Origin of the sequence: Paraburkholderia sp. GAS41, from assembly GCF_050436545.1 — a bacterium.
Taxonomy (GTDB): domain Bacteria; phylum Pseudomonadota; class Gammaproteobacteria; order Burkholderiales; family Burkholderiaceae; genus Paraburkholderia.
The window spans coordinates 15,872-40,715 of sequence record NZ_JBNDMK010000038.1 but is presented as its reverse complement, the minus strand read 5'-3'; the positions used below and the strand labels follow the sequence as shown (position 1 = coordinate 40,715).

Sequence of the window (24,844 nt, the reverse complement as noted above, 5' to 3'; positions counted from 1 at the left end):
GCGGCTTCAAAGAGTTGATTCGTCATGTTCGCTTCGTCTCGCATGGCTGGTTGCCGCATTCTGCCGCAACCAGCCATACACAAGCTTATCGATTCGAGGCGCCTCAAGGGTTCGCTGCGCCGGGCTCACGCCCGCCCTTGACCCGCCAAACCACCCACTCGAAATTCAAAAGAGGCCTAAACCTTTTACCCGAATATTCGGTTTGCCCAAAATCAGTGTCGCTCACCTGCGTCCCGACGGGACATCCTGCTGGCTGAAACCGAATATCGACGAATAGGCATCGTCATGAAATGAAACTGTTGCAGTGTCCGGCAAAGAAATCAGCATAGTTACTTGTGTGGACTCTCCAATGCGGAGGTGCGGCAATGATCAGTCTCCGTAAGTCTCTGTTGGGTACGTACTCACGATACCTGATCAGCAAATCGTGCACGGCCCTACTCTTCATCACACTCTGTGGGTGCGTTCAAACCGAGCCTTATCGCGTTACCGCAATGTCAAACGAACAGGCGACTTGCGACCCCGTCATGAACGCCGACAAGCCCGACGATAACGGATCCGTGTCTTCTACGTGTGCTACCTACATGCTTGAACACGCAGCCAGATACGATCTACTCTTCTCGGAGTTCGATGACCAAGGCTGGGCGAACAACCCGAAGAAAATAGACAATCCCATCTTGCACACCATGCAAGCGGGCCCAAGAGACCCATCCACCGCGTTCGGAAATCTGAAAAAATTTCTCGATGATCAAGCGAAAAATCACGACCGGTTGATGATCATCACGTTCGTGCATGGATGGAAGCACAACGCATCGACCGACGATACCAATGTCAAACTTTTTCGCCAGGTACTCGAAAACACGGCAACACTGGAGGAAAAGACGAACTCCGGTCGGCATGTCGTCGGTGTGTATCTTGGCTGGCGAGGGGATTCGCTTAACGTTCCCGACGGAATCAAATCTGTTCTGACTTTTTACGATCGAAAGGACACGGCGGACGAAGTCAGTAAGGGCGCAATTCACGAGGTGATTGCGTACCTCAACGCTTACGAGAGAAGAGAAAACCGTCTTTCCGATGGCCAATGCGATGTAGCGTCAGCTTCGGAAGGCTGCAAGGTCGTATCGGTTTTCATCGGTCACAGCTTCGGCGGCCTGATACTGTATGAGGCTATCGCTCCAGCCGTGCTCAGTTCAGTCATCGATGGCGAGGTTTACAGTAAGTCGGCTCAACCTCCTCCCGTTGAAAGATTCGGTGACATGGTGCTGCTCATCAATCCCGCCATAGAGGCAGCTCGCTTTCAGCCGCTCTTTCGCTCGGTGGCGACCTATCAGCCGAAGAAATACAAGTCGCCTCTCATGGTGCTGGTGACAACCGATGCCGATGTAGCAACGGGAACCTTCTTCCCGCTTGGCCGATTTTTTAGCACTTTCTTCGAAGCAAAGGATGACCAGGAGCAGCGCGACGCCGTACTTGAAACCATCGGCCACATGAAGCCCTACGTCACGCATTATCTGCATCACTTCGATACGACTCCGCTGGGTAATGTCGGTGATGCCCCCGGCATTTGGCCCAGACGATTCGGTGACGGCAACGTGCTCTATGTCTGCGACAAGGAGTACGCTTCTTATCCCGTCTGGAACATCGAGACGGACAAATCGGTGATGAAAGGGCACTCCGATCTCGATAACCCCAATTTGCGCAACTTTGTAGTTGCCCTGATTGATGACGCAATCGTACAGTCCGAGCGGATGAAAAACCCACCGCCACATCGAATTCAGACAGGAGCGGCACAAGGCGATGATGTGCCCATTAACTGCTTGTCTTCGGATAACTACGATCGCCTGAAGGCGATCGACCCCGCGAAATCCAACTGAGCGGCCAGAGGCCAAACATGCGATCCATCAACCGCAGACGCTTTTTGCAGTCGACGGCGCTAGCGGCGATACATGCTCAATCCGCCAATGCACAGCAGGACGATTGCCCGCAACAAACGGAATTATCGGGTTCTTCCGCTAATATGAGCAAACTTGGGTTCAGCGAGGAGACGTTCAGCAACGACGCGTATAGTCACTTCGTCTACAGCAAGGGGCAAGGTCCGGCTGTCATTGTCATGCACGAACTTCCAGGCATGGACATGCACGCCGTACGGTTCGCAAACCGTCTGGTCGAGCATGGCTTTACGGTTCACATGCCATTGCTGTTTGGTGATCCACTTGTATCCAGTCCTAACCTGAATTACGTCAGACTCTGCATCAACAAAGAATTCGCTTACCTGAAATCAAATACATCGGCTCCCGTTTGTGACTGGGTACGAGCTTTTGCCAATCACCTTGGGCAGAGTGGGACCGGTCGTAACATCGGCGTGATCGGTATGTGTGTTACAGGTGCGTTCGCCATTCCCGTTATCATCGATTCAAAAGTCAGGACCGTCATCATTTCGCAACCCGCCATCCCCTTATCGATGACTTACTATTTGACAAAGAAGGGTGAGGGAAGCTGGATGGAGAAACTTAACATTGCGGATGAGGATCTGGACAAAGCAGTGGGTACGGTCAAACAAGAAAATCTGCACGTCGTCGTGCAACGGTTTAAGGAGGACCGCTTGTGTCCGCCGCAAAGGGTACAGAGGATTGCTGATGTATTTGGCGAAAACGCTTCCTGCTACGAGTACGACCGCCCTCGACCGGAAGCGGACAAACCGCACGCGATCCTGACGGTCGAATACGACAAAGCGGACTGCAGCCCCGAAAATCCGACACGCGTCGCTCTCGCCCGGGTGGTTTCCTTTCTACACGAAAATCTGAATGCTCAATGAGGAGATTTACCGCCTGTCTGATGTGAATATGCGTCATGCAGGAGACGAATGAGGAAATCGCAAGAATTTGCCCTCTCACCATCACATCCTTCGGACATCTATGAAACTCTGGCTCGTTTCCGGACCGTTGGAAGTTAGTGATTTCAGCGCGTCCGACACGCTTGCGCGATCCCTTTGGCTTGGTAACGAACCGAGCGTGAGATCGGCGAGATACCTCGAAAAAGCACTCGTTGATCCTATTCGTGCATTGCGCATACCTTTCTCTGCGAGCATGTATAGAGAAGGTGATAGCGTTTATATAGGTCGCGGGCTACCGCTCTCGGTTGAACAGGATGTAATCGAGGTGGTGGAGCACTGCAGCATCAATCCATCGTCTGGACTTGTCAAAAGCGCCGTCGACGAATGGCATGATCGAGCGGCCGGAACGCAACCCACAAACTCGCAGACTTTGCTTGACAAGGCTGCATTCGACACATTTCTTCGCAACAAGCGATTAGATGCCGACCCTGACTACGAAAAATTAAAAAAGATCGAATCGCAGATACTTGACTGGTTTCGTCCTCGTCATAATCTCGGTCCGCAAGCTTCGTCGCCCAATTTCGTCAAAGCGTATAGCAACCTGCCGGGCGAGTTGCAGATCGTCGTTCTCCTTCTCGCCTATAGACTGGGTTTTAAGCATCAGGACGGGTTGCAGGCGCTGATCAAAACACGCGATTGGCATTATCTCTCTGCCGTGATCTCAAAGCCGCAGCGTGAAAGCAGAGAGCCCGAACGCGCCGCGGTTCAACAGATCAGAGCATGCCTCTCTCCGGAGGCTCTCAAGTTCGCGCTCGATAATCTCTGGGCTCAGCCGATGGTCGGCCATCGCGCGCTCGCAACAGAGTATGAGCGGATATCCGGGTTCAGCCACTGCAAGTATCCGACAGATCACATTCAGGACAAGATGCTAAGGCACATCGACAGTCAAGGCGAGGGATTGAATGCGATCTGCCTGTCGGGCGGAGGCATCCGTAGCGCATCGTTCTGTCTCGGTGCACTTCAGGTGCTGGCGTCGCATGGACTCTTCGGGCGCTTTCACTATATTTCGACGGTCTCAGGCGGTGGGTACATTGGTACTGCGTTGACACGCTGGATGTCGGCGAAACAGCGGGACGACGGGCTTACGGCGGAGGCGGCGTTGCGTTTCGCCGAAGATGAGCTCGCAAATTTGCGCTCGGTAGATTATGTGAAAAACCGCATGCTGGGCACCGACTTCGAAGAGGAAGGCCCACTCACCTGGCTACGCATGAACAGCAATTACCTCGCGCGTCGGCTGGCGTTGTTCTCTGCGGATGCGTGGACCATTGTCGCTGTTTACCTGCGCAATCTGTTCATCGTATGGATCATGTTCTGGCCATGGATCAGCGGTTTTCTGCTTCTCCCATGGTTCGCGGTATGGCTCGGGCAATACAAGCACTTTCATTTTTGGATCTGCCCGGAATTTTGGGGTGGTCTTGGTGCCACCGCAGGCGTCTTTGGCGCCACTTACTTTTATCAGGGAAATCTTCCCAACCAACCCGAGCGGCGCTACGCGAACCTCATAAGAGTACCCAAAGGCGGGGATAAACGCGCATGGTTTGGCGCGTTTATGCTACTCATCGGATGCTTCATGGTGTCATGTGTGATGTGGTCGGATGCCGATCGACATCCCAAAGAAAAGGATTTCCTCGAACTGGCTCTGGACAATAGCTATCTCGTTGTCACAATCTGCGTCACGCAAATCGTTCTTGCCTGGAAGAACCGAGATCCGAACAATCCCCTCAAAACGGCGATCATGCTTTTTTCGGCAATTCCATCAAGCGCCACACAGTCGTTGCTCATCATTTCCATCCGCATGGGGCTGTATGACTGGCCACTCCTTCACGCAGGAGATAAGCCGGGCCCCAATACGATGAGCCTGGAAACCACGGTGCGCGCCCTGATTACCCCGCTCATGATGCTCGTCGCGCTGCTGATCGGCGAGGGCATAAAGGCTGCTGTCCGTTCGCTTGTCGAGGGTCCCGGTCGGCGCGAGCATCAGGGACGCGCGCATGCTTTCGTATTCATGCTGCTTGTCTCATGGGCTGTCAGCGCCATACTCGTGATTGGTGTTCCTGCGTATCTCACGTTCGCGGGTGGCTCTGTCCCCGGAGTTACCGCAGCGGGAAGCGCGTTTTCGCTTGCGGTCAGCACCTATCTCGGCTACCGAAAATCGAGCCCCGGAAAACCGGATGCACAGTCGTCCGTCAGCTTCACGCTACTCGGCAGCGTGGGAATCGTTCTTCTGGCTTTGCTCGTTTCAATCGGATCGTGGAAGGTGCTCGAACAGGTAGCGATTCCTGGTCAGGTCCAGTCGCTCGTACGCTGCAAATGCATAAACATGGATGCTGGGATGAACGTTTTCTTTGATAACAGCAAGGTGCCGACGGATTCTTTTCGCATTCCGAATGAAGAAAGTTTGTGTACAGTTTCAACCTTCCAATGCGTGGACCGATCATTCACGGACTTTTTCAACGAGTTCATTGCCCGCTTCAATACCGATCGACTTGGGTTTGGTCTCTTGATACTCGCAGCGTCCTGCGTAGTGTCGTTCTTTCTCGGCTTCATCATCCGCATGAACGAATTCAGCTTGCACGGCTTCTATCGTGACCGGCTGATTCGCGGCTTCTACGGTGGCTTTCGAGGAGTCAGGAAGCCGCGCAAACCTACCCGGTTTACAGGGTTCGATCCGGCCGACGACATTGCTTTCGCCTCGGCAAGGTCCCTATATCCGCGTACTGGCAAGTTCGTCAACGGCAATGACGTCGCAATGCCGCCGTTCCTCGTGGTCAACGCCGCATTGAACCTCGTCAAGGGCACCGCGCTAGCCTGGCAGGAGCGCAAGGCTGACAGCTTCACCTTTACCGCGCTAGCTGCAGGGAACTACAGGCTCGGTTTTCGTTCAATCAGGCAATTCGCCGGTCACAACTACATGCTCGGCTTCGGTCGGTTCAGGGAAGTCTCAGAGCGCCTCAAGCTGGGCACGGCGATGGCTATTTCCGGTGCCGCCTTCAATCCGAACATGGGCTACAACAGCAGCACGCCCATGGCTTTCCTGATGTCGGTATTCAACGTGCGGCTGGGATGGTGGTTGGGCAACCCAAAACGCAAGACGTGGACGGCGCGAGACCCATCCTCCTCCAGTTGGCGCCTCCTTCAGGAAGCCGCTGGACAGACGACCGACGATAAGGACTGGATCCACCTCTCCGATGGTGGCCATTTCGACAACATGGGCCTCTGGGAAATGGTGCATCGGCGGTGCCGGCGGATTCTCGTCATTGATGCAAGCCAGGACGGACGATTCTCGATGGAAGACTTTTACTCCACCATACGCAAGATCCGCATCGACATGGGCATCGAGATCAATTCGAACGACGAACCCGTCATGCTCTACCCGCGTTCGGCACGTGCCTCCGGCATGTATTACGCGCGCTTCAAGATTCATTACCTGGGTGTCAATGGAGGACCTCCCGACCCTGCCCTGAGCGGCACGCTCATTTATCTCAAACCTTGCGTTTATGGCAAGGAACCTCCCGACATCCAGCAGTATGCGGAGAGGCACCCCGAATTTCCGCACGAAAGCACGGCGGACCAATTCTTCAACGAGTCCCAATTCGAGAGCTATCGCAAACTGGGCGAATGGGAAATGACTGCGCTGCTAAAGGATACTCTCGGCGGGTATCCTCCGAACCCAGGAAGTGCTCCTGGACTTATCAACGATTTGTTTGCCTGATTCGACGGCTCCGACATGGAACGCCTCTGCATTTACCGCGCGGGGGTTTTAGTCGTAGCGCTTGCCCTCCTTTGGGCCACTACTCCCGCACGTGGGCAACCCGTAGACCCCGCGAACCGCTTGAGCGAGGAACATGTCTCCAGGCCATCGATGTTCTGCACGCAGAATTCCGACGGAAAATGGTTCAAGTTCGATCGCGACGGGAACGTCGAAAGCCGGGCTGATTGCGTGGGGTTAATGCGCTGCGACGCGTCTCGGCTGTCACATCTTCAACCTTGCAAATCCGGTCCGGGCTGCACGCCACTCGCCAGTTATCGTCGTCTCGACAGACTCGGCTGCAAGTTCGAACCCGATGCGTTCTGGGCGGCAGCTGACGCGCAACTTGTCAAAGCCGAACTAGCGAAAGTTGAGCCCGCGATCGCCAGACCAATCTGGAACGGACACTCTTGCAGGCGGGACGATCTCCAGGGGCTTGAGAGCCTGTTGCGCCAGGATCGGCCTACGGAACGTAGAAGCAAGCGCGATGCAGTTCGCGTTTTGCTTGAGCACGGCTGCAAGGTCGATCTTGCCAACGCCGACATCGACGGTAGCTACGAGACTGTAAAACTCTCTTACGGCGATATCGGCCCGACTGATCAATCGGGGCTCGCCGTTCAACCACCACTGAAAATCGAATTTATCGTTGAAGGCGCGAGTACGCCTCCAAACCCGGTCGATGAATTGCCGATTTGCACCGCGTTAGAACAACTGCAGCAGGCACAGCAATTTGCCATGTGCATGTCACATCTCCGCGACGACCATGTAACGTTCCGCTTCTTCAACTCGATAGTCCGCGAAAAGGAGGTGTCCGACGGCACAGAAATCGCAACGAACTACAAAGAGGGGGGCATTTCGTATTGCCATCTCTCGCCATCGGGGGCTCCGGGCACGTTGCCGCGTTTGCTCTGTAATAATGTGGATAACAGCGCCGTCCTCACTCAATACGTCGTGGTGACCGTACCAAGCCCTGTTCCGATTCCAGCGACAACACCCGCGCCGGCATTTTCCGGCACGACCACGGCGGGGTCTATCGGGTTCGGTGCGTTGCTCGCGGGGTTGATCAAGTGGCTCCTCGGTATGCTCAAGAAAAAACGCGCCGGGGGGCTGCTCCCCGCTGAAGCTGATACGCATGAAATTCACGATATTCACGTGACGGTGAATTTCCCGCGTAAGCCGAAGGCGCGCGTGCATCGCCGTTGACTAGCTATTAAAGTCCTTCGATCACGCTCCTCGCCATGAAAAACAGCCCATCCTCGTTTCCGCGCAGCGTCCCGCCGCAACCCGCAATCGCATGGTTCTTACGCGACCTCGTGCCAGACGGATTGTGGAGCGAGTTCGACATCGGCGCCTTAAAAAACGGCCAGATTCAAAAAACACATCGCTCGCTGGTGCAGTACGGTGGCACCGATGCATGGCTGCGCTTCGTTGAGCAAACACGCACCGCACTTCCTCAAATGCTCGCAATCTCACTCTTCGATCTTATTGCTCCGTACATTCCGCAGTCGACTGTTTTGCCGCGTGCGCTTACGTTGAGGGCTTGTCCATCGCTATCGGTTTATGCTGGCGGTCGAACATGCGAAGTCGAAATCAAACTATGTTGCCTGGCGCATCTAACATTCCCGTCGGCGGGCAAGCGTCCTTCAGGTGGTTATGCTCGGGCGATTACCACATTCAGACTCAAGCACGCGGGGGATTCTCTGATTGAGCGGTCCAACGGCGAATATTTCATTCCCGTTCCATAGCGAAACGAAGGGCTTCAGTCAACTAAATCGTCCGGACGATCATGCAAGGTTGGAACGGGTCGATGGACAATCTTCAGCGTTTATTCTCTCGAGGAACCAACGCTGCTATTCCGCAGCGTACTTGGGGCCGTAACTAACAAGCAGTCTCGATCCCCAATTTAGATGAGAACTTCGGTGAATGAATTTGCGTGTCCTACGATAACCGCCTGCTGGGAGCCGCCACGTTCGTTCCAGATTTTGTTCTCGCAGGAAGAGCGCGACGATATCGGGCGAACTGGCAACGACCAACGATTCGTGAATAGAGCCAACTTCACTTCGAGACGCTCTATAAAGCAAGCCAGATTGCAGAGGGATTTTTAATGCGAATGCATTTCACCCCTGTTCTCGTGGGCATGCGTGGGAGACGGAATGATATTCCCCGCTCTAGTCTTCTAGATGCCTCCGGCGAACACCCGAGACCGTGAGTTTTGTGAGCGCAGTACTAACCAGCCGAGAACGGAATAATCAGCCACTCCGAGCCTCGGTCCCGGTCGGAAGTATGAGTTCGCTCTCTCTACCCTGTACTCCGGCTGTTCGGTGTCGTCAGTGTCAACAATCCGCCAGCTCGCTGACGTAGTCCCGACGCCCCGAGCTTGTCGGCAATGGCAGATCTTGAGTAGTTGCGAGCGCAACCGGCACAGCCGGGTCATCGGCCTTTGCAGACGTTGGGGTGTGAGTCACTGCGAGGCAGTTCAAGGGCGGTTTGCGGCCATTCGCCCCAGACGGCAATGCATCTTCACCAGCGGCTGCATAAAAAGGGAGCATATAGCTCCCTTCTTGCTCGAAAAGTACGGTCTTACTTGTATTTGACCTTGATGGTCATCTTGCCCGATTTGCCAACCTTGGCGTCGATGTTTTCAGTGCCGAGCTTGGCTTTCAGACTCAATCCTGCTTCCTGTTCCATCGTGAACTCGACCGAATCAACTCCGTTCTCTTTGCCAGCTTTAATAATGACTTCGGCTGTCTCGCGCTGTTCTTTGATGGTAGGTGTAACGTCGAAAGCGCTTGCAATTGCGTCTATGGCCTTGCCAACTAAGAAAAATGCCGGATGAAGTCCTAATGCTTTCAGAATGAGTTCATTTGCGTTAATCGCTTGCGCAATGCCCGCCTTGCTCGTTAGATCGTATTTCTGGTCCATGTTGGGCCTACTTGGTAATCAAAAACGCTGGTTTCTCTTCTTTCGTCTTCAACGCTGATATCGGCTGCATAGTAAAAAACTTGAGGTCGCCGTAATCGAGGCGAAAGAAACCGGCCATCGAAATCGCCACCGCGTTGAATGTCAGGCACCCTCCATGGAAATCGGTGAGCGCGACCCGTTGTACCCATCGCGACGTTGAAGCTATGAGCCGGTCAGAGCGATGTGACCATCTGAGTGCTATTGCGGGCTCGATGCAGTCGGAGCCCGCCCGTTTCGGATCACATACTTGGTACGCTACCCGTATCACCGCTATCGGTTCACTGCACGTCTGCCAGCGTTGGTAATTTCGTTGACACCAATTGTGGGTAGGGGATCGTGCCTAACGCAACGATGTGGCGCCGGCGGCTGTGCTCGGAGCGAGGTCCCCCGTAGTACGATGGGTGTGACGCGATGGACTGAACGAGAGCAGGCTACTAGGCGAAACGATACCCATGAGCGACAGCCCGATGAAGAGTCACGTATTTGCGGTGTTGGACGAACCCTACTGCGTGTGGGAACACCCTGAAGACAATAACAACCTGGAGTTCTTGAACGGGATTGACCCCACCTATTTCAGCTTTGTGGCTGAACGTATGCGCTCAACAGAGACGTTTGCCGAAGACGATCGCCGTGCGGCAACCGCGCTTCGGTCTACGTATCACCATGCGCTGGAGACTTTCTTCTCGCTTGTCGGAGCGCTGGTTCAGGCACCGACTTGCGTGTATGGATGGTTGGCGCAGTGCAAGACCGATTCGCTGCGAACGTTGGTTGAGCAAATATCCGAGAACAGGTTCAGTTCGCCGAATGTCGTGCAAGGGGCGCCGGTAACGTGGGAAACGATTTCGGCGGTGGTGCACGGCAGGATGGACGTAAGCGAGCCCGAGCGTGCGCGCGTCATCAGTGGCTTCGCGGACCTGTGGGCGCGCGGTGCACAACTGTTTCTCAGGCGCGAAAACATTGACGAGTACAACAGCCTCAAACACGGCTTTCGCGTGCATGCTGGTGGATTTCAACTGTCTATGGACGTGGCCGCCAATGAGCAGGTAGGAGCACCAACCACCAAGTTTGACTTGGGAGGAAGCAAGTACGGTTCGCGGTATCTGCTCATCGAGCGCATAGGCGGCACAGGGAAATCCAACCGGAGCTTCATCCCTCGGCGCCACTACGTCAACTGGAGCGCCGAGCAGACATCTTTACTGCTGGTTCTTCTCAGCGCTTCAATCAGCAACGTCGTCACGTTTCTGAAGCTCCTTAACGGTGGCGGCGACCAAACCAACTCCGCGTGCCCTACGGACGATGAGTTTCAGGCCCCGTGGGGCCACACTGTCGGGGTCGTCAGGATGGATTTAGCTCGAAAAATCCCAGACTGGGCGGTGAGCGCAACGACGAAACAGGATCTACACACGCACCTGACAAACATGGGACTCAAAGGGCCGACTGGCGAACAATCGTCGGGTTGATAGCCCCGTGTGGCGGCCGCTTTAGCTTGGATGCGCACGCATGGTACAGACAAAACGATTCGGGTACTAGAATCTACAACTGCGGGAATGAAGATCATAAAACTACCCCCGACTCACATTTGACCAGTGCACAGTTGCCACCGCTTGCGACAGTGTTCGGGGCGTTTCTGCCGCTGCCGTGGGCCGACCGGACATCGAACGGGTGCTGTTTTTCGACAAGAGCCATCCCGGTCCGGCGTTTCGCGATGAGACGATCCCCCTGTTGGACTAAGCCGGACAGAAGTTGTGATCAGCCTCTTCGATTCTGTCGACACAGGTTTCATAGTTGATCCGAACAGAGCTTCGGATGAATAGCAGCCATACGCGGGTTGAGTGTCGGGCAGGCTTCGAACTAAACCGGCCGTTCGAGTGACCGCCCTATGACACAGCCGAGCGGCAGAAACTGGCCGATCGCCTGAGAACGCCAACGGCCGCTTAGTGGCACTCTAGTTTACAAAACCTGGATGCGGTCGACCGACCGGTTTAGAGAAAGTCGTCTGACTGGGGTGGGTCGGAAGTACGCACTGACGACTGGCCGCTTCAGGAAAGCCAAATGCCACTGGCCGCTTCCTGGCGATGAGTTTGAAGAGCGGACTGACGCAGCCCGACCCATTCCGGTCAAACGACCTTCTCGAAACCGGTCAGTCGGGCAAATACAGATTCTGCGAACTGCGGTGCCACCAAGCGGCCGTTGGCGACCTGACCCAATCGGCCAGAAGCAGTCGTACGAACCCATGTCGTTGTAGACAGTCAAGAGTCGCCAGCGCTCTCAAAGCAGCCGCTCACGGACATGTGCGGGTGGTGGCGTATCTTCGAGCTACCGATAGCCGCGGCAATGTCCGGTGTTGGCTTCGGAGGCTTCAGAAGCCTGCAATGATCAAGGATCTACGTTCACCGATCCATCGACCCGCATCACGCCAAGCGTCTGACCCAGCAGGCTGATGATCGCGTGCGTGTTGGCGGCATCCGCATCAAGTACAAGCAGCTTTTGACTAAATGCGCGTTCAAGCCCGACATCGCCGTCAAGAATTCCGCGAATTGTCGTGTCGGACGCAATGAGCACTATGTCCCTGTCGGCTTGATCCTCGGAGAGCACGTCCGGCACCTCCGGCACGATATCGGGATCGAAGCCGTCCTCGGTCGCATGAAAGAATCCCCACGTGCTGCTTTCAACGAGCAGGACATAAAAGTCCGGCAATGCCACCAGTTCAGCCCGCGCCACGGATGCCTCCATCCGGGCCTGAAGACAGGCGAGCGTATCGATCGCGGCAGCGCGCATCTTCATGCTGCTGAGCGCGCCGTCGAAGACCTGCCCCGGCAACCAACCCGCGTCCACGGCCTCGCGAGTCGCGACGGCCACCGTGAGTGCCTGAGGATGACTTACACCAAATTCAATCTTGAAGTCGCAGATGGCACACATGAACCGGCCCTCGCTCGATCATCACCCCTGTTCAGGGAGTAACGATGTTGAACCAGAAATCGAAGTTGTCGAGCCAGGAAACGAATTCGCCCAGTTTCTATGTGTTGCCGGTGATTTTCGCCTTGCCGGCCATCACCTGCTTTTCCATCGTCGAGCTGCCCATCATGACTTCGTTGAGGTCGGTGCGGGCAATGGAGATTGACGCATCCACCGAATTCGAAGGCTGTCCCTTTGAGTAATGCAGCGCCGAGTTTTCAACCCCGACAACAAATGTCTCACCAGTATCGGTTAGCGTCAGATTGAACGAGACTGTCTTCCCTGCCGCTCTCTGCGCGTTCAGACGCACACCTTGAAAATCGAGGAACATTTCGAGCGGCATTGCCTTGATCGTGTCGGGGCTTTGGGAACTACCGAATGGCACACGATGGATGCCGTTACGCAGTTCCATCGCGCCCGTCAGATAGAAATTCCGCCAGCTCGCCGATTCCGCCTGGTAGCCGAGCTGCTCGTACGCATCGGCCAGCAAGTGCTTCGCGGCCATATTTTGCGAGTCCGCAAATACGACGTGGTTGACTACTTCCGCCACCCAACGATACTCGCCGCGGTCGTAATACGGCTTCGCCTTGCGCAGCACCGCATCCGCACCACCCATGAATTCGACATAGCGTTTGCCGTTTTCCACCGGCGGCAGCCGGTGCAGGTTCGCAGGAACGCCGTCGAAAAAGCCGAGGCGCAAATTGTATTGCGCGAGCAGATCGTGAAAGACGGTTCCGTAATAGCTACGGCAGTGCCAGAGCTTTGCGAGGCTGTCCGGAAGTCGTAGCGATTCGGCGATTTCCAGCGGGGTGTAGCCTGTGTTCGCAAGGCGCATCGTCTGATCATGCAGATAGCGATACAGATCGCGCTGTGCACGCAGGAACGCAATGATCCGCTCGTTGCCCCAGGTCGGCCAGTAATGGGAGGCGAACAATACCTCCGTGTTGCTGCCGAACATATCGATTGCGGACTGCAGATACTTCGACCACAACAGCGCGTCGCGCACCTTCGCGCCGCGCAAGGTGTACAGATTGTGCAGAGTATGAGTCGCATCTTCGGCCGAACAGAACGCCTTGTACTTCGGTACGTGGAACATGAACTCGGACGGCGCCTCCGACTCGGGCGCCATCAGCACGATGATTTCGACTCCGTCGAGCACCATTTTCTGCCCGGTGGTCGTCGCGAAGTCGGTGGGCGTGAGTAGTGTGATTGCGCCGATGGAGGTGGTCTTGCCAAGGCCGCCGTCGACGATGCCGACCGGGCTGCGCGGTAGCAGATTGCCGTACATATATGCCGCGCGCCGGCTCATCGCATTGCCGGCGATCACGTTCTCGCCGACAGCCGCCTCGGTGAATCCGGCAGGCGCAACGATCTTTATCTTTCCCGACTTCAGGTCCGCTTCGTCGACGATGCCGCGAATGCCGCCGTAGTGATCGGCGTGGCTATGCGTGTAGATGACGTGCGTGATCTGCTTGTCGCCGAGATGCGGAATTACGAGCTGCTTCCACACGACCGACGATACATCGGCTGTCATCAGTGGATCGACGACGATCCATCCAGTGTCTCCGCGAATGATGCTCATCACGGAGAGATCGTAGCCACGCACCTGCCAGATACCGTCCACGACCTCGAAGAGTCCGTGATTCATATTGAGCTTGGCGTTCCGCCACAGGCTGGGATTCACCGTGTCGGGGGCATTGTTTTCCGGGCCACCGGTAATGAAAGAGAACTGGCCGAGATCCTAGGCCGCGCCGCCTTTCGAACTCGGGATCACGCCGGGCTCAGGCAACGTCGCGATCAGGCCGCGCTTTGCATCTTCGAAATCCGTGGTGTCGTTAAAAGGAAGCTGATTAGCATAGAGCGCATTGGCCTGGCGCGTAGCATCTGTGGGGGGTTTCGCACCGATCTCGCTTGGCCGGGCGCTGGCGCCCGTCTGGGCGAAACCGTCGCCGGTAACAACACCGACGCCCGCAGCGACGCCCACTGTGGCTACACCCTTCAGGAAGTCCCTTCGCTTGCCAGCAGACTTAGAATTTGTGTCGTCAGCCATCAGGTCCTCCGGTTTGTGTCGGTGGCTAGCGGAATAGGCGCATGCCATGGGCGGCGTCCCTCGGTGCACTCATCCAGCGCGGGCCGCAATTGCCACTAATAATTCAGAATGAACACAAGGTAAACCGGTGCTTAGCGAAGTCAGTGAGCGATGCCGGATACTGCCTCCCACCGAGCAAGCGTCGCTCGACCGATACGTTCTACAACATGGTGGTCCCCATCCGATCCGCCGATTCCACCGCAGAAACCGCTCGCTCTGCCGCTGGCGACAGCGTGCGCCCGGCAAGATGCACGATCTCGAATCGGGCAGCCAGTTTGAAACTCTGCGGCAATGGCAGTTGCACCAGCGTGCCGGACGCGACTTCGGCTGTCACCGCGCGCAATGGGGCGAGCAGAATCACATCGGCGCAGCTCGCCAGAAGCACAAGCACCCGAAAATCGTTGCTTTCCACCTGAAACTGCAGGTCTTCGCCGGGCCGGCAGCCGAACGCTTTCCGAAGCTTTGCCCGGACCGATTCGGGAAGAGGAACCGACGCGAACGGTGAATGCCGCAATTGCGCGAGGGACATTTCGTGCCCGATGAATGGATGACCCGCCCGAACGAAACAGCCCGTGTGTTCGTTCGCGAGCCGCCGTACCGCCAGATCCGTCGTGGTTGGAACGAACCTGTGGTCGACCACGACGAAATCGAAGCGCTCTTCACGCAAACCGTTCATCAGAAATGCGCCGTCGTTGACCTCTGCCGTCACTTCGAGCTTCGGCCAGTCTCTGTGCAGCGCAATCAGCGCATCGGCAAGGAAGATGGGCGCGGCGAGCGGCCCTAGCCCGAATCTCACACTACCCATTTCGTGGTTCCGGACGAGCAGCAGATCCCGTTCGAGGCAATTGGCCTCGAACAGAATGCGCTTTGCTCTGTCCAGTACCAGGTGCCCCATTGCAGTCAACACGACACCGCGCGTGTTTCGGTCGAACAGCGTGAATCCGATCTGGGTTTCCAGAGCCTGAATGCTACGTGTCAACGCGGGCTGCGTCAGATGTGCGCGCGGCGCGGCTGCGGCGATCGATCCCTCTTCGGCGACCGCCAGGAAATGCTCAAGCTGTTTGATGTTCATGGTATGCAGGCAATGCATAGCGGATGTGAAGAACTTGCACTTGTATTATAGCCGTGGCTCGGCTCAAATAGGTCCACGGAAGGCTTATATGTTGAGCCTCATCCTCTGCGACACGAGCCACACACGCCACGAATCAGGAAGTGCTTCATGCAAAACATCTCCCCATCGGGAACCGCCGGTTCCATCCCGGCAGCCGGCGTTGCGACGGACGCTACGTATGCAGCTCACCGCGCCGCGCTGCGCGCTCTGCCGCCTGAAAGCGACGACGACCAGGCAGACGCGTCTCGCGGGTTTGTGGGCACAATTCCCCATGCGGAAGTCCGCGACGCCTACGGCCGGCTGGTGTGGAGCCTCGCCGACTATGCGTTCCTCGACGAGGCGCAGGCACCCGTGACGGCTCATCCCTCGCTATGGCGCCAGGCACGCCTGAACGCCATCCACGGTCTGTTCGAGGTCACCAGCCGGATCTATCAGGTGCGCGGTTTCGATATCGCGAACATGACAATTATCGAGGGCGACACGGGCCTGATCATCATCGATCCGCTGACCACGAGCGAAACCGCCCGCGCGGCTCTTGATCTCTACCTGAGTCACCGGCCGAACAAACCCGTTGTCGCCGTGATCTATAGCCACAGCCACACGGATCATTTCGGCGGCGTCAAGGGCGTTGTCAGTGAAGCCGATGTGCGGGCGGGCCGTGTCGCGATCATCGCGCCGGACGGCTTCATGGAAGAGGCCGTCTCCGAAAACATTCTCGCCGGCACGGCGATGGCGCGGCGCAGTCAGTTCCAGTTCGGCCATACTCTCGCACGCAATCCGTGTTGCCAGATCGATTCAGGTCTGGGAAAGAATCTGCCGCGCGGCACGTTGACGCTGATCGAGCCGACCGTGTTGATCAGCGAAGAAAGCGAGACGCACGTGATCGATGGCGTGGAGATCGTTTTCCAATTGACGCCCGACAGCGAAGCACCTGCCGAGATGCACTTTTTCTTCCCGCAGTTGCGCGCGCTCAACCTCGCGGAAAACGGCACGAAAACGCTGCATAACCTTTGCCCCCTTCGCGGCGCCAAGGTACGTAATGCGCAACTGTGGTCGCGCTATCTGGGGCGCGCGCTCGAACGATATGCTCCGCATGCCGATGTCGCGTTTGCGCAGCATCATTGGCCCACGTGGGGAACGGCGCGAGTCGCTACGTTTCTCGAACAGCAGCGCGATCTCTACAAGTATCTGCATGACCAGACCGTGCGCCTCATGAATCACGGCTTGACCGGCCCGGAGATTGCCGAGCGCATGACGTTGCCGGCAAGCCTTGCTGCGCAATGGCATACCCACGGCTATTACGGCACGGTCTCGCACAACGTCAAGGCCATCTATCAGCATTACCTGAGCTGGTACGACGGCAACCCGAGCCACTTGAACGCGCTGCCGCCCGAGATGTCGGCGCCTCGTTACGTCGAATACATGGGCGGCGCGGATGCGATGCTCGAGCGCGCGCGCCGCGATTTCGCGAACGGCGACTACCGGTGGGTCGCACAGGTCATGAACCACCTCGTTTTCGCCCAGCCCGCGCTACATGAGGCGCGCGAACTCGGCGCTGCCGCGTTGGAGCAAATGGGGTTCCAGGCGGAATCGACCACGTGGCGCAACGCTTTCCTGCTGGGTGCGCGCGAGTTGCGCGACGGTGCCGGGTCGACGTCGGGTTATGGCAAACGCAGCGCCGACATGGTGAGCGCGATGACGGACGAAATGTTCTTCGACTACCTCGCGATTCGCATCGACGGAATCAAGGCTCAGGCGCTCGATCTTCGCATCGCATGGCAATTCACCGACACGCAGCGAGCCTATGCGTTGACCCTGAAGCATGGCGCATTGACGTGTTCTACGCCCGCGCACGCGGCGTCTGCGCATGTCGTCTTGCGGATGACGCGTGCGCTGTTGAATCGCATCCTCGCCGGTGAGGCCGGATTTGCCGACGCGGTCCGCACCGGCGATATCAGTCTCGAAGGCGACTCGAAGGCCTTCATCGCGATGCTCGGCACGCTCGACACTTTCGATGGCAACTTCAACGTCGTAGAACCATAAAAATCAGGTGCGTTCCCGTCGAGTCGGCGGGAGCCACTTCATGCTCACGCATGGAGGAGACGAAAGTGAACAGACCCTACGATGCATGGGGCGCGTGGCGTATTGCATTACTGCTGCTGGCGTTCATGCTGGTGAACTTCTTCGACAAGATTGTCGTCGGCTTGCTCGCCGTGCCTCTGATGACCGAACTCAAGCTCACGCCGGTTCAGTTCGGCATGGTCGGCAGCAGCTTTTTCTGGCTGTTCGCCGTGGGTGGCATTGCCGGCGGATTCCTCTGCAACCGCATGGCAACCCGTTGGGCCCTGCTAGCGATGGCACTGGCGTGGTCGTTGTGCCAGGTTCCTCTGTTCGTCCCGACTTCGTTCGCGGCCTTCATCGCCGCGCGCGTGGCGTTGGGACTGACCGAAGGCCCGGCCTATCCGGTCGCTATCCATGCCGCCTTCAAATGGTTTCCACCGCATAAGCGCATCGTGCCGGTCGCCGTGTTTAACGCGGGCGCGGGGCTTGGACTGCTGATCGCCGGCGTGACGGTGCCGCTTGTGACTGCCCGCTGGGGATGGCGCGCTAACTTCGTGCTGCTGTGCGCGCTGACGATCGTATGGTCCGTGTGCTGGCTGGCGTTCGGACGTGAAGGAAACGTCGACGGGATGGCCACGGAAAGTCCGCTCCGGCCGCGCATCGCCTACCGTCATCTGCTGACCGACCGGACGCTCGTCGCGAGCATGGCGATGCAGTTTGCGTCCTACTGGGGTATCGCGCTTTCCTTTACGTGGCTGCCCGCTTATCTGCAAAAAGGGCTGGGGCTCGAAGCGACGGCATCGGGACGCCTGTACGCATTGATCGTGGCTGCGGCGATGCCGCTTGCAATCACTGCGTCCTATGGCATTCAGTGGCTGCTGGTCCGCGGCGTTCCGCCAAGAATTGCGCGCGGCTGGGGTACCGGCGCCTCCCAGATGATCGCGGGCGCGATGTTCTGCAGCGCGGCCGTGCCGCAACTTCCACTTCTCGTGCGTGCAATGTTTCTGATTGCCGCAATGGCGTTCGGATCGGGCAGCTACGCGATGTGCCCCGCGATCATCGGGGAAGTCACTCCCAGCGCTCAGCGCAGCGCCGTTCTCGCGATAGGCAACTCGGTTGCGTCACTCGCGGGCATCGTTGCGCCGCTGATTACCGGCCATCTGGTTCAGACGTATGCCGGCTCGCGTGGATATGAACTGGCTTTCGATGTGTGCGGCGTGCTTCTGATTGCCGGTGGCCTTGTCGGCGCGACGATGGTCGACCCGCAGAGATCCGTGAACCGCCAACTGCATGGGTTCGGTCGAGCAACGCATGCGCCGCAAACGCAAAGTACGTAGCGGGCGCGCCCGACTTCGACTTCAACGACATTCCGAACCATTCGGCTTTACTTTGAACCACTGTTATGCAGCCAGTCATCAACGTCGATCGATAACATAAAGAGACCTCAATGCGAGCAAGAATGCAGGTTGTATGTGGATTAGTACCGCTGCTGCTTGTCGGTGCAGCGTCCGCAAGCGAGTCCAGCGTCACGCTTTACGGAGTGGCCGACACTTATTTGCAATATCTCGACAACGGGGGCCAACATACGGTCGCGATGAAAAGCGGTGGTTCGACGGGCTCGCTGTTCGGTTTGAAGGGCAATGAGGATCTGGGAGGGGGGCTGACCGCTCAGTTCGTCGTCGAGAGCGGCTTCAATCTGAACAATGGCACGCAGTTCGCCGATACGACCAGTCTCTTTTATCGCCAGGCGTGGGTGGGATTGAAGGACGAGCGGCTCGGCTCGCTCAGCTTCGGGCGTCAGTACGATGTGGCTTTCCGCGTTGTTTATCCGACCGATCCGTTCTTTGTGAACGAAGTGTTGTCTCCGTTTTCAGCGATGGTCCTCACCCCGGACCGGAATACGCTATCGACACAGTACGATCCTGCGCGCATGAGCAATTCCGTGCTCTATCAGACACCGAAGATCGCAGGTGCTCAGGCTTATGCGATGTACGCGTTCGCGGCAACCGTGACCCAACCGGTGCCGGCCTCGACGGGCAACGCGCTTAGCCTTGGGATTAACTACACGGGCGCCGGTTTGTACGCGGGGCTCGCGTACGTGAACCAACGCCCAGGCACTGAAGCCATCTCGTCGCTGCCGGCACCGCTGTCGTTGCTCGGTACCGAGCATTTCGTGGGTGCGCTCGCGTACCGGATCGGAATCGTGAATCTGCAATTCAACTATTCTTACCAGCGCTCGGACGATGCAGCACCCCACTCGCTGGCCGCGCTGCTCGGGACGGGCCATTCGGTCAGCCTGGCGGAGCTCGGCGCGACGATTCAGGCCAGCGCTGCCGACGCGATTGAACTGGCGGCGCTTTACCGAAATGTACGCGGCGCACACGACAACACGCCGGGTTTTCAGGCGGGTATCGACCACTTCATCTCCAAACGGACCAGTCTCTACGCGCGCGTCGGCTATTTCAAGAACAACGGCACGGCTACCGTGAGCTGGCCAGGCGTTGCTGTTACCGAGGCAGCCACGAATCAGTTCATGACGGCAATCGGCATGACGCATCGTTTCTAGGCTTCTGCGGGATTGCCTGAGCCGTTTCTTGTTTCGCAGCGAATCCGGGGCGGCTTTCCGATCTCAGCGCGGGAACAATTCGCGTCTTCTGGTCGCCGGGTGAGGTCGTCGATCACAATCCTTGTGGTGGGTTGATGATCGGCGGACAACTTGCCAGCGGGCAGACCGCGCGAATGGCCGTTCCACACTTGCGACCAGTCATAGCCCTTGCATTGGCTCGAAGGGCGGTTGTGGGTCGGGAGTACGCACTGGCGACTGGCCGCTTCCGGGAAGCGGAATTCCAGTGGCCGCTTTCCGGCGATCAATTTGAAGAGCGAATTGACGCAACGCGACCCATCTGAGCCATTCGTTGAGAATTCGCAAATGGCCGCTTTGTCGCAAAAAACGGCCAGTCGTAGCAGCAACATCGACCTATATATGCGGGACCGTGACTAGCAGCGGATCTACAGTCGATACACACGCTCTGCATTGTCGTGAAACAACGCCCGCCGTTCGCCGATGGAAAAGTCGCGTGTGATGGCTTTGAACGCATTGAAGACGTCGTCGTAGCTGCTAAAGAGCTTATCGACCGGAAAGTTACTCGCGAACATGCAACGCTCCGTGCCGAACGCATCGATCGCGTAGCGAACGTACGATCGAATACCGGTACGAGCGAACCCCGTTTGAGGTGGACCGATGCGAGCATCATGCTTTCGATGCGCGATGCCGTGCCCAAGCGCCGCGGCCTCAAGCGACATGTACGATCGGTCGAAAGAGAAATCGTAGGCCTTGGGGGCCGCGGCCACGCCGAACTTGCCAAACCGTTGCCGCCACTGAACGAGCGGTGCTTCCGAGAAAATCAGGCGCCGATCGAGCAAGTCTTCGGGCATGCTCACGGGGAATCTTTTTAGGTAGTCTTCCGAAGCGAGGGGCGCGATAAATTCATCGCGAAGAGTTTTGACCTCTCCATGGGTCCAATGGGCGTAACCGTGTCGTATGTCGAGGTCGTAGTATCCGGACGTGAAAGAGACATCCTCGTACGAGCAGGCAAGATTCAACTGGATGTCGCCATTTGCTTGATGAAATGAAGGCAGCCGGGGCAGGAGCCACATCAGTCCAAAGCTCGGACTCGAGTGAATGCGAAGAATCTCGACACCCGTCTGGCTGGACGCCCGCTCCGTCGCACGACTCAAATCCGCTAGCGATCCGGTGACATCACCCAGATATTGCTGACCCGTTGGGGTAAGAACTAATCCTCGTCCCAATCTCGTGAACAAGGCCTGCCGACCATGGATTCGAGGTTGGCAATTTGATGGCTGACGGCCGATGGTGTTAACCCTAGTTCGTCGGCTGCCCGATTGACGCTCTTTGTGCGGGCGACGCTCTCGAATGCGATGATCGCTTTCAATGGTGGGACGCGCATTGTTCCTTAATGCGGAAATCACGAACCATGGAGCTTCTGGGTCGTCGAGTTCCGCGATTGGAGATTTTAGCAATGCCGCGCATTCGGGCGGTAAAAGCAAGCCAAGGTTTGGACGGTAGGCTGTCGGTTAATGCTGGCGCCAAGCCTTGCGCGAACTCAAAGGTGACCCGGCGACCAAACGCATCCGTTGTCGTACATGACCGCCTTTCCTAGCGATGGCCGTTCCGATAATCCGCCGGTGGGCAAAAGTTGCAGCAAACAAGAGGCACGTAGTCCCATCCCCTCAAAGGAGACTCTTCAGCTTGACATTCACATCCACGAGCGTTTCTGGCACTGCCGATATGCCACGCTCGACGAGCATCCGCGCGAGCCTCATCTCTTTCGCAATGCTGCTGACAGCCCCGAACCCGCTCGCACCGACTAGCCTGCCGCCAGCATCGAAATAGAAATGTATCTCCGCCTCGCCCGCCAGTACGCGGGTCACCGAGTGCTCGCCGAGAGCCGGTTCGCCAGCAACTTGCAGTTGATGGTCGTATTGATCCGACCAGAACCACGGCAGATCTTCATACGTTTCCTGCGCACCGAGCATGTTGTGCGCGGCGATGCGCGCCTGCGTTTCTGCGTTGTGCCACGTTTCCTGACGAATGAGTTGACCCGAAAAGCGGCTTGGAAAGACGGCAACGTCGCCGGCCGCATAAATTCCCGGCACCGAAGTCTCGAGCCGCTTGTTCACGATGACGCCACCTCGCACTTCGAGCCCCACCACGCGTGCAAGCTCATCGGCTGGGTCAATGCCGATGCCGACGATCACCAGGTCAGCAATCAGAACATCTCCGTTTGCGAGCGTTACGGCCAGTGCTTCGTCCGGCATCTGTTCGATCGACGTCGGGGCCGTGTTGATCCGAACGTCTACGCCATTGCGCTCATGTAAAGCTTGGACACGCGTCGCAATGGACGCCGGAACTGCGCGGCCTAACAAACGTGGTGCGCCCTCCAGCACCCAAACGTGGCAGCCGCGAGTCCGCGCAGAAGCAGCAACTTCGAGACCAATGAAACCGCCACCTATGATCACGACCCTCGCAGCCGGAGTGAGGCGCGGTGCAATCGCCGCTGCATCGTCGAGCGTGCGCAGACCGACGACACCTGGGAGTTCGGCCCCGGGGATCGTGAGACGTCGCGGGTGCCCTCCGGTTGCGAGCAGCAGCGCCTCATAGGAGATGACCCGGCCGTCTTCCAGCCGGATTTCGCGTGATCCAGAGTCAATGGTCTTTACCCTGGCGACAACGTGTTCTATGTCGTCCTGTTGCCATGCTTCGCGTGGCCGCAATGCGCACTGCGTCGCGTCCCGCTCGCCAGTCAGTAACCCTTTGGACAACGGTGGCCGTTCGTACGGTAGATGAAGCTCGGCGCCAATCAGCGCGATGCCGCCCTTCCAGCCATATTCGCGCAACGCCTGCGCTGCGCGTCCGCCGACGTGGCCAGCGCCGACGATTGCCATGAGACGGTCGATAGCCATTGCGTCATACCTCGATCAATATGCGGCCGTCTTCTACTTTTGCGGGGTAGGTCTTGAGCTTTTCGCACACTGGCGCACAGAGCGGGCGCCCGTCCCGGATGTCGAAACGGCCGTTGTGCTTGGGACATTCGATTACATAGTCCATCACCAGCCCGTCGCTCAAGTGCACCTGTTCGTGCGTACACAGTCCGTCGCTTGCGAAGACCTGGTTATCGACGCGGTAAATAGCGTAGGTATGGCCGGCGTAGTCGAAACGCATAACGTCTTCATCTTCGATATCATCCAGCGCGGCTGTGTTGACCCAGTGCGACATGGCGGTTGTCTCCAGTTTTTATGTTGGCTTCTTCAGGCTTCGGTGGCCGGCGGCATCGGCCGCACGACGTGGAAGGACGGATCACGTGTCTGGCGTACCAATGCCGGGATGATTTCAGCGTAGGCCGCAAGGCTGCTGCGATACGGCAGTGGCATATCGGCCTTCACCGTCTCATGCAATTGCGGCAACGCATGGAATGGAACCATCGGAAACATGTGGTGTTCGACGTGATAGTTCATGTTCCAGTACAGGAACCGGAATACCGGATTCATCATGACGGTGCGGCAATTCTTGCGGTGATCAAGCACATTCTCAGGCATACCTGCATGCTGAGTGAGACCGAAGTACACATAAAGCCACGCGCCGTACATGCTCGGCAGTCCGATGTAAAGAAGCGGCAGGATCGTGCGGAAGTAGATGCTCACGCCTATCGCGACGGCATAGATGGTGAGGCTGATGCGTGCCTCGCGGAATACCTTCGGCCACTCGGACGCCGGTACGAAAGTCTGGTCGTCCGCGTTGATTCGGCCAGATGCGGCAGCGATCATCTTCGGCAGCTCGCTTACTACTTGCTTCAGCGCGACGACACTCAATGCAAGGCCGACCCAATCGGTTGGCCGCGGCACCGCAATCTCTGGATCGCGTCCGACCACCAAGGTGTCCGTGTGATGACGGGCGTGACTCCAGCGCCAAACCGTCGCCCGACGAAACACCTGAAAAGAAGCCACCTGATACAACACGTCGTTCATCCAGCGCGTCTTGAACGCAGTGCCATGTCCGGATTCGTGCCAGCGCGAATCGGCCGGGCTGCAGTAAAGCGTGCCGTAAAGAAAGAAGGCGGGGATCGCCCACACGGAGTGAGCGTGCCAAGCGAACCAGGCAAGCACGCCGCTAGCCACAATTGCGGTGTACCAGATCAACGTGTCGAGCACCGCGCGCGCGTCATTGCGCTGCATCAGTTGCTTGATCACCGGGCGGGGTACCGGGCATTTGTACCAGTCTGCATTGACGAGACCGGCAGCCTGTGCGCGTTCACCTGCTCCGCCGACGAGGCGATATTCCTGATGTCGCGCCGACTCGGAGGGTTCCTTCATATCCGGCATCTGCGTCTCCTTGGTCTTATTGGATTGCTCTCAGTAAGTTGCGGAGAGCCTATGCCTCAAAGATAAGCGGTGTATAAGCATCACTCAACGAGAGGATTGACGATTTTTCGTCAATCCGTTAGCGTCGGG

General features: G+C 57.3%; 19 protein-coding genes and 1 pseudogene. 10 read left to right on the top strand and 10 right to left on the bottom strand.

Annotation, left to right across the window (positions count from 1 at the left end):
* From P3T43_RS33015 to P3T43_RS32990, 6 genes are all read left to right on the top strand, one after another.
* Positions 1 to 257 (top strand): hypothetical protein (locus P3T43_RS33015; protein WP_429285197.1); only part of this gene is annotated, 257 nt, incomplete at its 5' end.
* A gap of 267 nt (positions 258 to 524) precedes the next feature.
* Positions 525 to 1,871, top strand: a complete 1,347-nt coding sequence (locus P3T43_RS33010; protein WP_429285196.1) for a hypothetical protein — start codon at positions 525 to 527, stop codon at positions 1,869 to 1,871.
* A gap of 17 nt (positions 1,872 to 1,888) precedes the next feature.
* A complete protein-coding gene (locus P3T43_RS33005; protein WP_429285195.1) occupies positions 1,889 to 2,812 on the top strand; it encodes a dienelactone hydrolase family protein in 924 nt (307 codons plus the stop codon).
* A 100-nt stretch (positions 2,813 to 2,912) separates the two neighbouring features.
* Complete coding sequence (locus tag P3T43_RS33000) at positions 2,913 to 6,602, top strand: patatin-like phospholipase family protein (protein ID WP_429285194.1); 3,690 nt, start codon at positions 2,913 to 2,915, stop codon at positions 6,600 to 6,602.
* Between the two features lie 120 nt (positions 6,603 to 6,722).
* Positions 6,723 to 7,841: a hypothetical protein gene (locus tag P3T43_RS32995; RefSeq protein WP_429285193.1), complete on the top strand. Its 1,119-nt coding sequence runs from the start codon at positions 6,723 to 6,725 to the stop codon at positions 7,839 to 7,841.
* Between the two features lie 35 nt (positions 7,842 to 7,876).
* Positions 7,877 to 8,383 (top strand): hypothetical protein, encoded by a 507-nt coding sequence (locus tag P3T43_RS32990; protein WP_429285192.1) that lies wholly within the window; start codon positions 7,877 to 7,879, stop codon positions 8,381 to 8,383.
* A gap of 835 nt (positions 8,384 to 9,218) precedes the next feature.
* Here the strand turns inward: P3T43_RS32990 and P3T43_RS32985 are convergent.
* Positions 9,219 to 9,560: a hypothetical protein gene (locus tag P3T43_RS32985; protein ID WP_429285191.1), complete on the bottom strand. Its 342-nt coding sequence runs from the start codon at positions 9,558 to 9,560 to the stop codon at positions 9,219 to 9,221.
* A gap of 491 nt (positions 9,561 to 10,051) precedes the next feature.
* Here P3T43_RS32985 and P3T43_RS32980 point away from each other — a divergent pair, with 491 nt between their 5' ends.
* On the top strand, positions 10,052 to 11,059 hold the full coding sequence (locus P3T43_RS32980; RefSeq protein ID WP_429285190.1) for a hypothetical protein: 1,008 nt from the start codon (positions 10,052 to 10,054) through the stop codon (positions 11,057 to 11,059).
* A 916-nt stretch (positions 11,060 to 11,975) separates the two neighbouring features.
* On the opposite strand, the gene P3T43_RS32975 is transcribed toward P3T43_RS32980, so the two are convergent.
* The 4 genes from P3T43_RS32975 to P3T43_RS32960 all read right to left on the bottom strand — a co-directional run bounded on the left by P3T43_RS32975 (position 11,976) and on the right by P3T43_RS32960 (position 15,715).
* Positions 11,976 to 12,518: a hypothetical protein gene (locus tag P3T43_RS32975; protein WP_429285189.1), complete on the bottom strand. Its 543-nt coding sequence runs from the start codon at positions 12,516 to 12,518 to the stop codon at positions 11,976 to 11,978.
* A 97-nt stretch (positions 12,519 to 12,615) separates the two neighbouring features.
* The gene (locus P3T43_RS32970; protein ID WP_429285188.1) at positions 12,616 to 14,202 is read right to left on the bottom strand and encodes an alkyl/aryl-sulfatase; all 1,587 of its coding nucleotides are present in this window, start codon (positions 14,200 to 14,202) and stop codon (positions 12,616 to 12,618) included.
* A 93-nt stretch (positions 14,203 to 14,295) separates the two neighbouring features.
* A complete protein-coding gene (locus P3T43_RS32965) occupies positions 14,296 to 14,604 on the bottom strand; it encodes a twin-arginine translocation signal domain-containing protein (protein ID WP_429285187.1) in 309 nt (102 codons plus the stop codon).
* A 199-nt stretch (positions 14,605 to 14,803) separates the two neighbouring features.
* The gene (locus P3T43_RS32960) at positions 14,804 to 15,715 is read right to left on the bottom strand and encodes a LysR family transcriptional regulator (protein WP_429285186.1); all 912 of its coding nucleotides are present in this window, start codon (positions 15,713 to 15,715) and stop codon (positions 14,804 to 14,806) included.
* Between the two features lie 147 nt (positions 15,716 to 15,862).
* Between P3T43_RS32960 and P3T43_RS32955 the strand changes: the two genes are divergently transcribed.
* The 3 genes from P3T43_RS32955 to P3T43_RS32945 all read left to right on the top strand — a co-directional run bounded on the left by P3T43_RS32955 (position 15,863) and on the right by P3T43_RS32945 (position 20,381).
* Positions 15,863 to 17,797 (top strand): alkyl/aryl-sulfatase, encoded by a 1,935-nt coding sequence (locus tag P3T43_RS32955; RefSeq protein ID WP_429285185.1) that lies wholly within the window; start codon positions 15,863 to 15,865, stop codon positions 17,795 to 17,797.
* A gap of 65 nt (positions 17,798 to 17,862) precedes the next feature.
* The gene (locus P3T43_RS32950) at positions 17,863 to 19,152 is read left to right on the top strand and encodes an MFS transporter (protein ID WP_429285184.1); all 1,290 of its coding nucleotides are present in this window, start codon (positions 17,863 to 17,865) and stop codon (positions 19,150 to 19,152) included.
* A 110-nt stretch (positions 19,153 to 19,262) separates the two neighbouring features.
* The gene (locus tag P3T43_RS32945; protein ID WP_429285183.1) at positions 19,263 to 20,381 is read left to right on the top strand and encodes a porin; all 1,119 of its coding nucleotides are present in this window, start codon (positions 19,263 to 19,265) and stop codon (positions 20,379 to 20,381) included.
* Positions 20,382 to 20,824: 443 nt separating this feature from the next.
* On the opposite strand, the gene P3T43_RS32940 is transcribed toward P3T43_RS32945, so the two are convergent.
* From P3T43_RS32940 to P3T43_RS32920, 5 genes and pseudogenes are all read right to left on the bottom strand, one after another.
* Positions 20,825 to 20,971: an amidohydrolase family protein gene (locus P3T43_RS32940; RefSeq protein ID WP_429285182.1), complete on the bottom strand. Its 147-nt coding sequence runs from the start codon at positions 20,969 to 20,971 to the stop codon at positions 20,825 to 20,827.
* Between the two features lie 32 nt (positions 20,972 to 21,003).
* Positions 21,004 to 21,783 (bottom strand): annotated as a pseudogene (locus tag P3T43_RS32935) (LysR family transcriptional regulator); the annotation flags it as partial.
* A gap of 283 nt (positions 21,784 to 22,066) precedes the next feature.
* Positions 22,067 to 23,299: an NAD(P)/FAD-dependent oxidoreductase gene (locus P3T43_RS32930; protein ID WP_429285181.1), complete on the bottom strand. Its 1,233-nt coding sequence runs from the start codon at positions 23,297 to 23,299 to the stop codon at positions 22,067 to 22,069.
* A 4-nt stretch (positions 23,300 to 23,303) separates the two neighbouring features.
* A complete protein-coding gene (locus tag P3T43_RS32925) occupies positions 23,304 to 23,612 on the bottom strand; it encodes a MocE family 2Fe-2S type ferredoxin (protein WP_429285180.1) in 309 nt (102 codons plus the stop codon).
* Between the two features lie 32 nt (positions 23,613 to 23,644).
* A complete protein-coding gene (locus tag P3T43_RS32920) occupies positions 23,645 to 24,715 on the bottom strand; it encodes a fatty acid desaturase family protein (protein WP_429285179.1) in 1,071 nt (356 codons plus the stop codon).
* Positions 24,716 to 24,844: the final 129 nt, after the last annotated feature.

Excerpts from the sequence above, each read along its gene's own strand:
- P3T43_RS32980 (WP_429285190.1), top strand. The coding sequence starts at position 10,052 with ATGAGCGACAGCCCGATGAAGAGTCACGTATTTGCGGTGTTGGACGAA.
- P3T43_RS33010 (WP_429285196.1), top strand. The coding sequence starts at position 525 with ATGAACGCCGACAAGCCCGACGATAACGGATCCGTGTCTTCTACGTGT.
- P3T43_RS32955 (WP_429285185.1), top strand. The coding sequence starts at position 15,863 with ATGCAAAACATCTCCCCATCGGGAACCGCCGGTTCCATCCCGGCAGCC.
- P3T43_RS32985 (WP_429285191.1), bottom strand. The coding sequence starts at position 9,560 with ATGGACCAGAAATACGATCTAACGAGCAAGGCGGGCATTGCGCAAGCG.
- P3T43_RS32945 (WP_429285183.1), top strand. The coding sequence starts at position 19,263 with ATGCGAGCAAGAATGCAGGTTGTATGTGGATTAGTACCGCTGCTGCTT.
- P3T43_RS32975 (WP_429285189.1), bottom strand. The coding sequence starts at position 12,518 with ATGTGTGCCATCTGCGACTTCAAGATTGAATTTGGTGTAAGTCATCCT.
- P3T43_RS32970 (WP_429285188.1), bottom strand. The coding sequence starts at position 14,202 with ATGAATCACGGACTCTTCGAGGTCGTGGACGGTATCTGGCAGGTGCGT.
- P3T43_RS32920 (WP_429285179.1), bottom strand. The coding sequence starts at position 24,715 with ATGCCGGATATGAAGGAACCCTCCGAGTCGGCGCGACATCAGGAATAT.
- P3T43_RS32925 (WP_429285180.1), bottom strand. The coding sequence starts at position 23,612 with ATGTCGCACTGGGTCAACACAGCCGCGCTGGATGATATCGAAGATGAA.
- P3T43_RS32965 (WP_429285187.1), bottom strand. The coding sequence starts at position 14,604 with ATGGCTGACGACACAAATTCTAAGTCTGCTGGCAAGCGAAGGGACTTC.
- P3T43_RS32930 (WP_429285181.1), bottom strand. The coding sequence starts at position 23,299 with ATGGCTATCGACCGTCTCATGGCAATCGTCGGCGCTGGCCACGTCGGC.
- P3T43_RS33005 (WP_429285195.1), top strand. The coding sequence starts at position 1,889 with ATGCGATCCATCAACCGCAGACGCTTTTTGCAGTCGACGGCGCTAGCG.
- P3T43_RS32960 (WP_429285186.1), bottom strand. The coding sequence starts at position 15,715 with ATGAACATCAAACAGCTTGAGCATTTCCTGGCGGTCGCCGAAGAGGGA.
- P3T43_RS33000 (WP_429285194.1), top strand. The coding sequence starts at position 2,913 with ATGAAACTCTGGCTCGTTTCCGGACCGTTGGAAGTTAGTGATTTCAGC.
- P3T43_RS32990 (WP_429285192.1), top strand. The coding sequence starts at position 7,877 with ATGAAAAACAGCCCATCCTCGTTTCCGCGCAGCGTCCCGCCGCAACCC.
- P3T43_RS32940 (WP_429285182.1), bottom strand. The coding sequence starts at position 20,971 with ATGTTCGCGAGTAACTTTCCGGTCGATAAGCTCTTTAGCAGCTACGAC.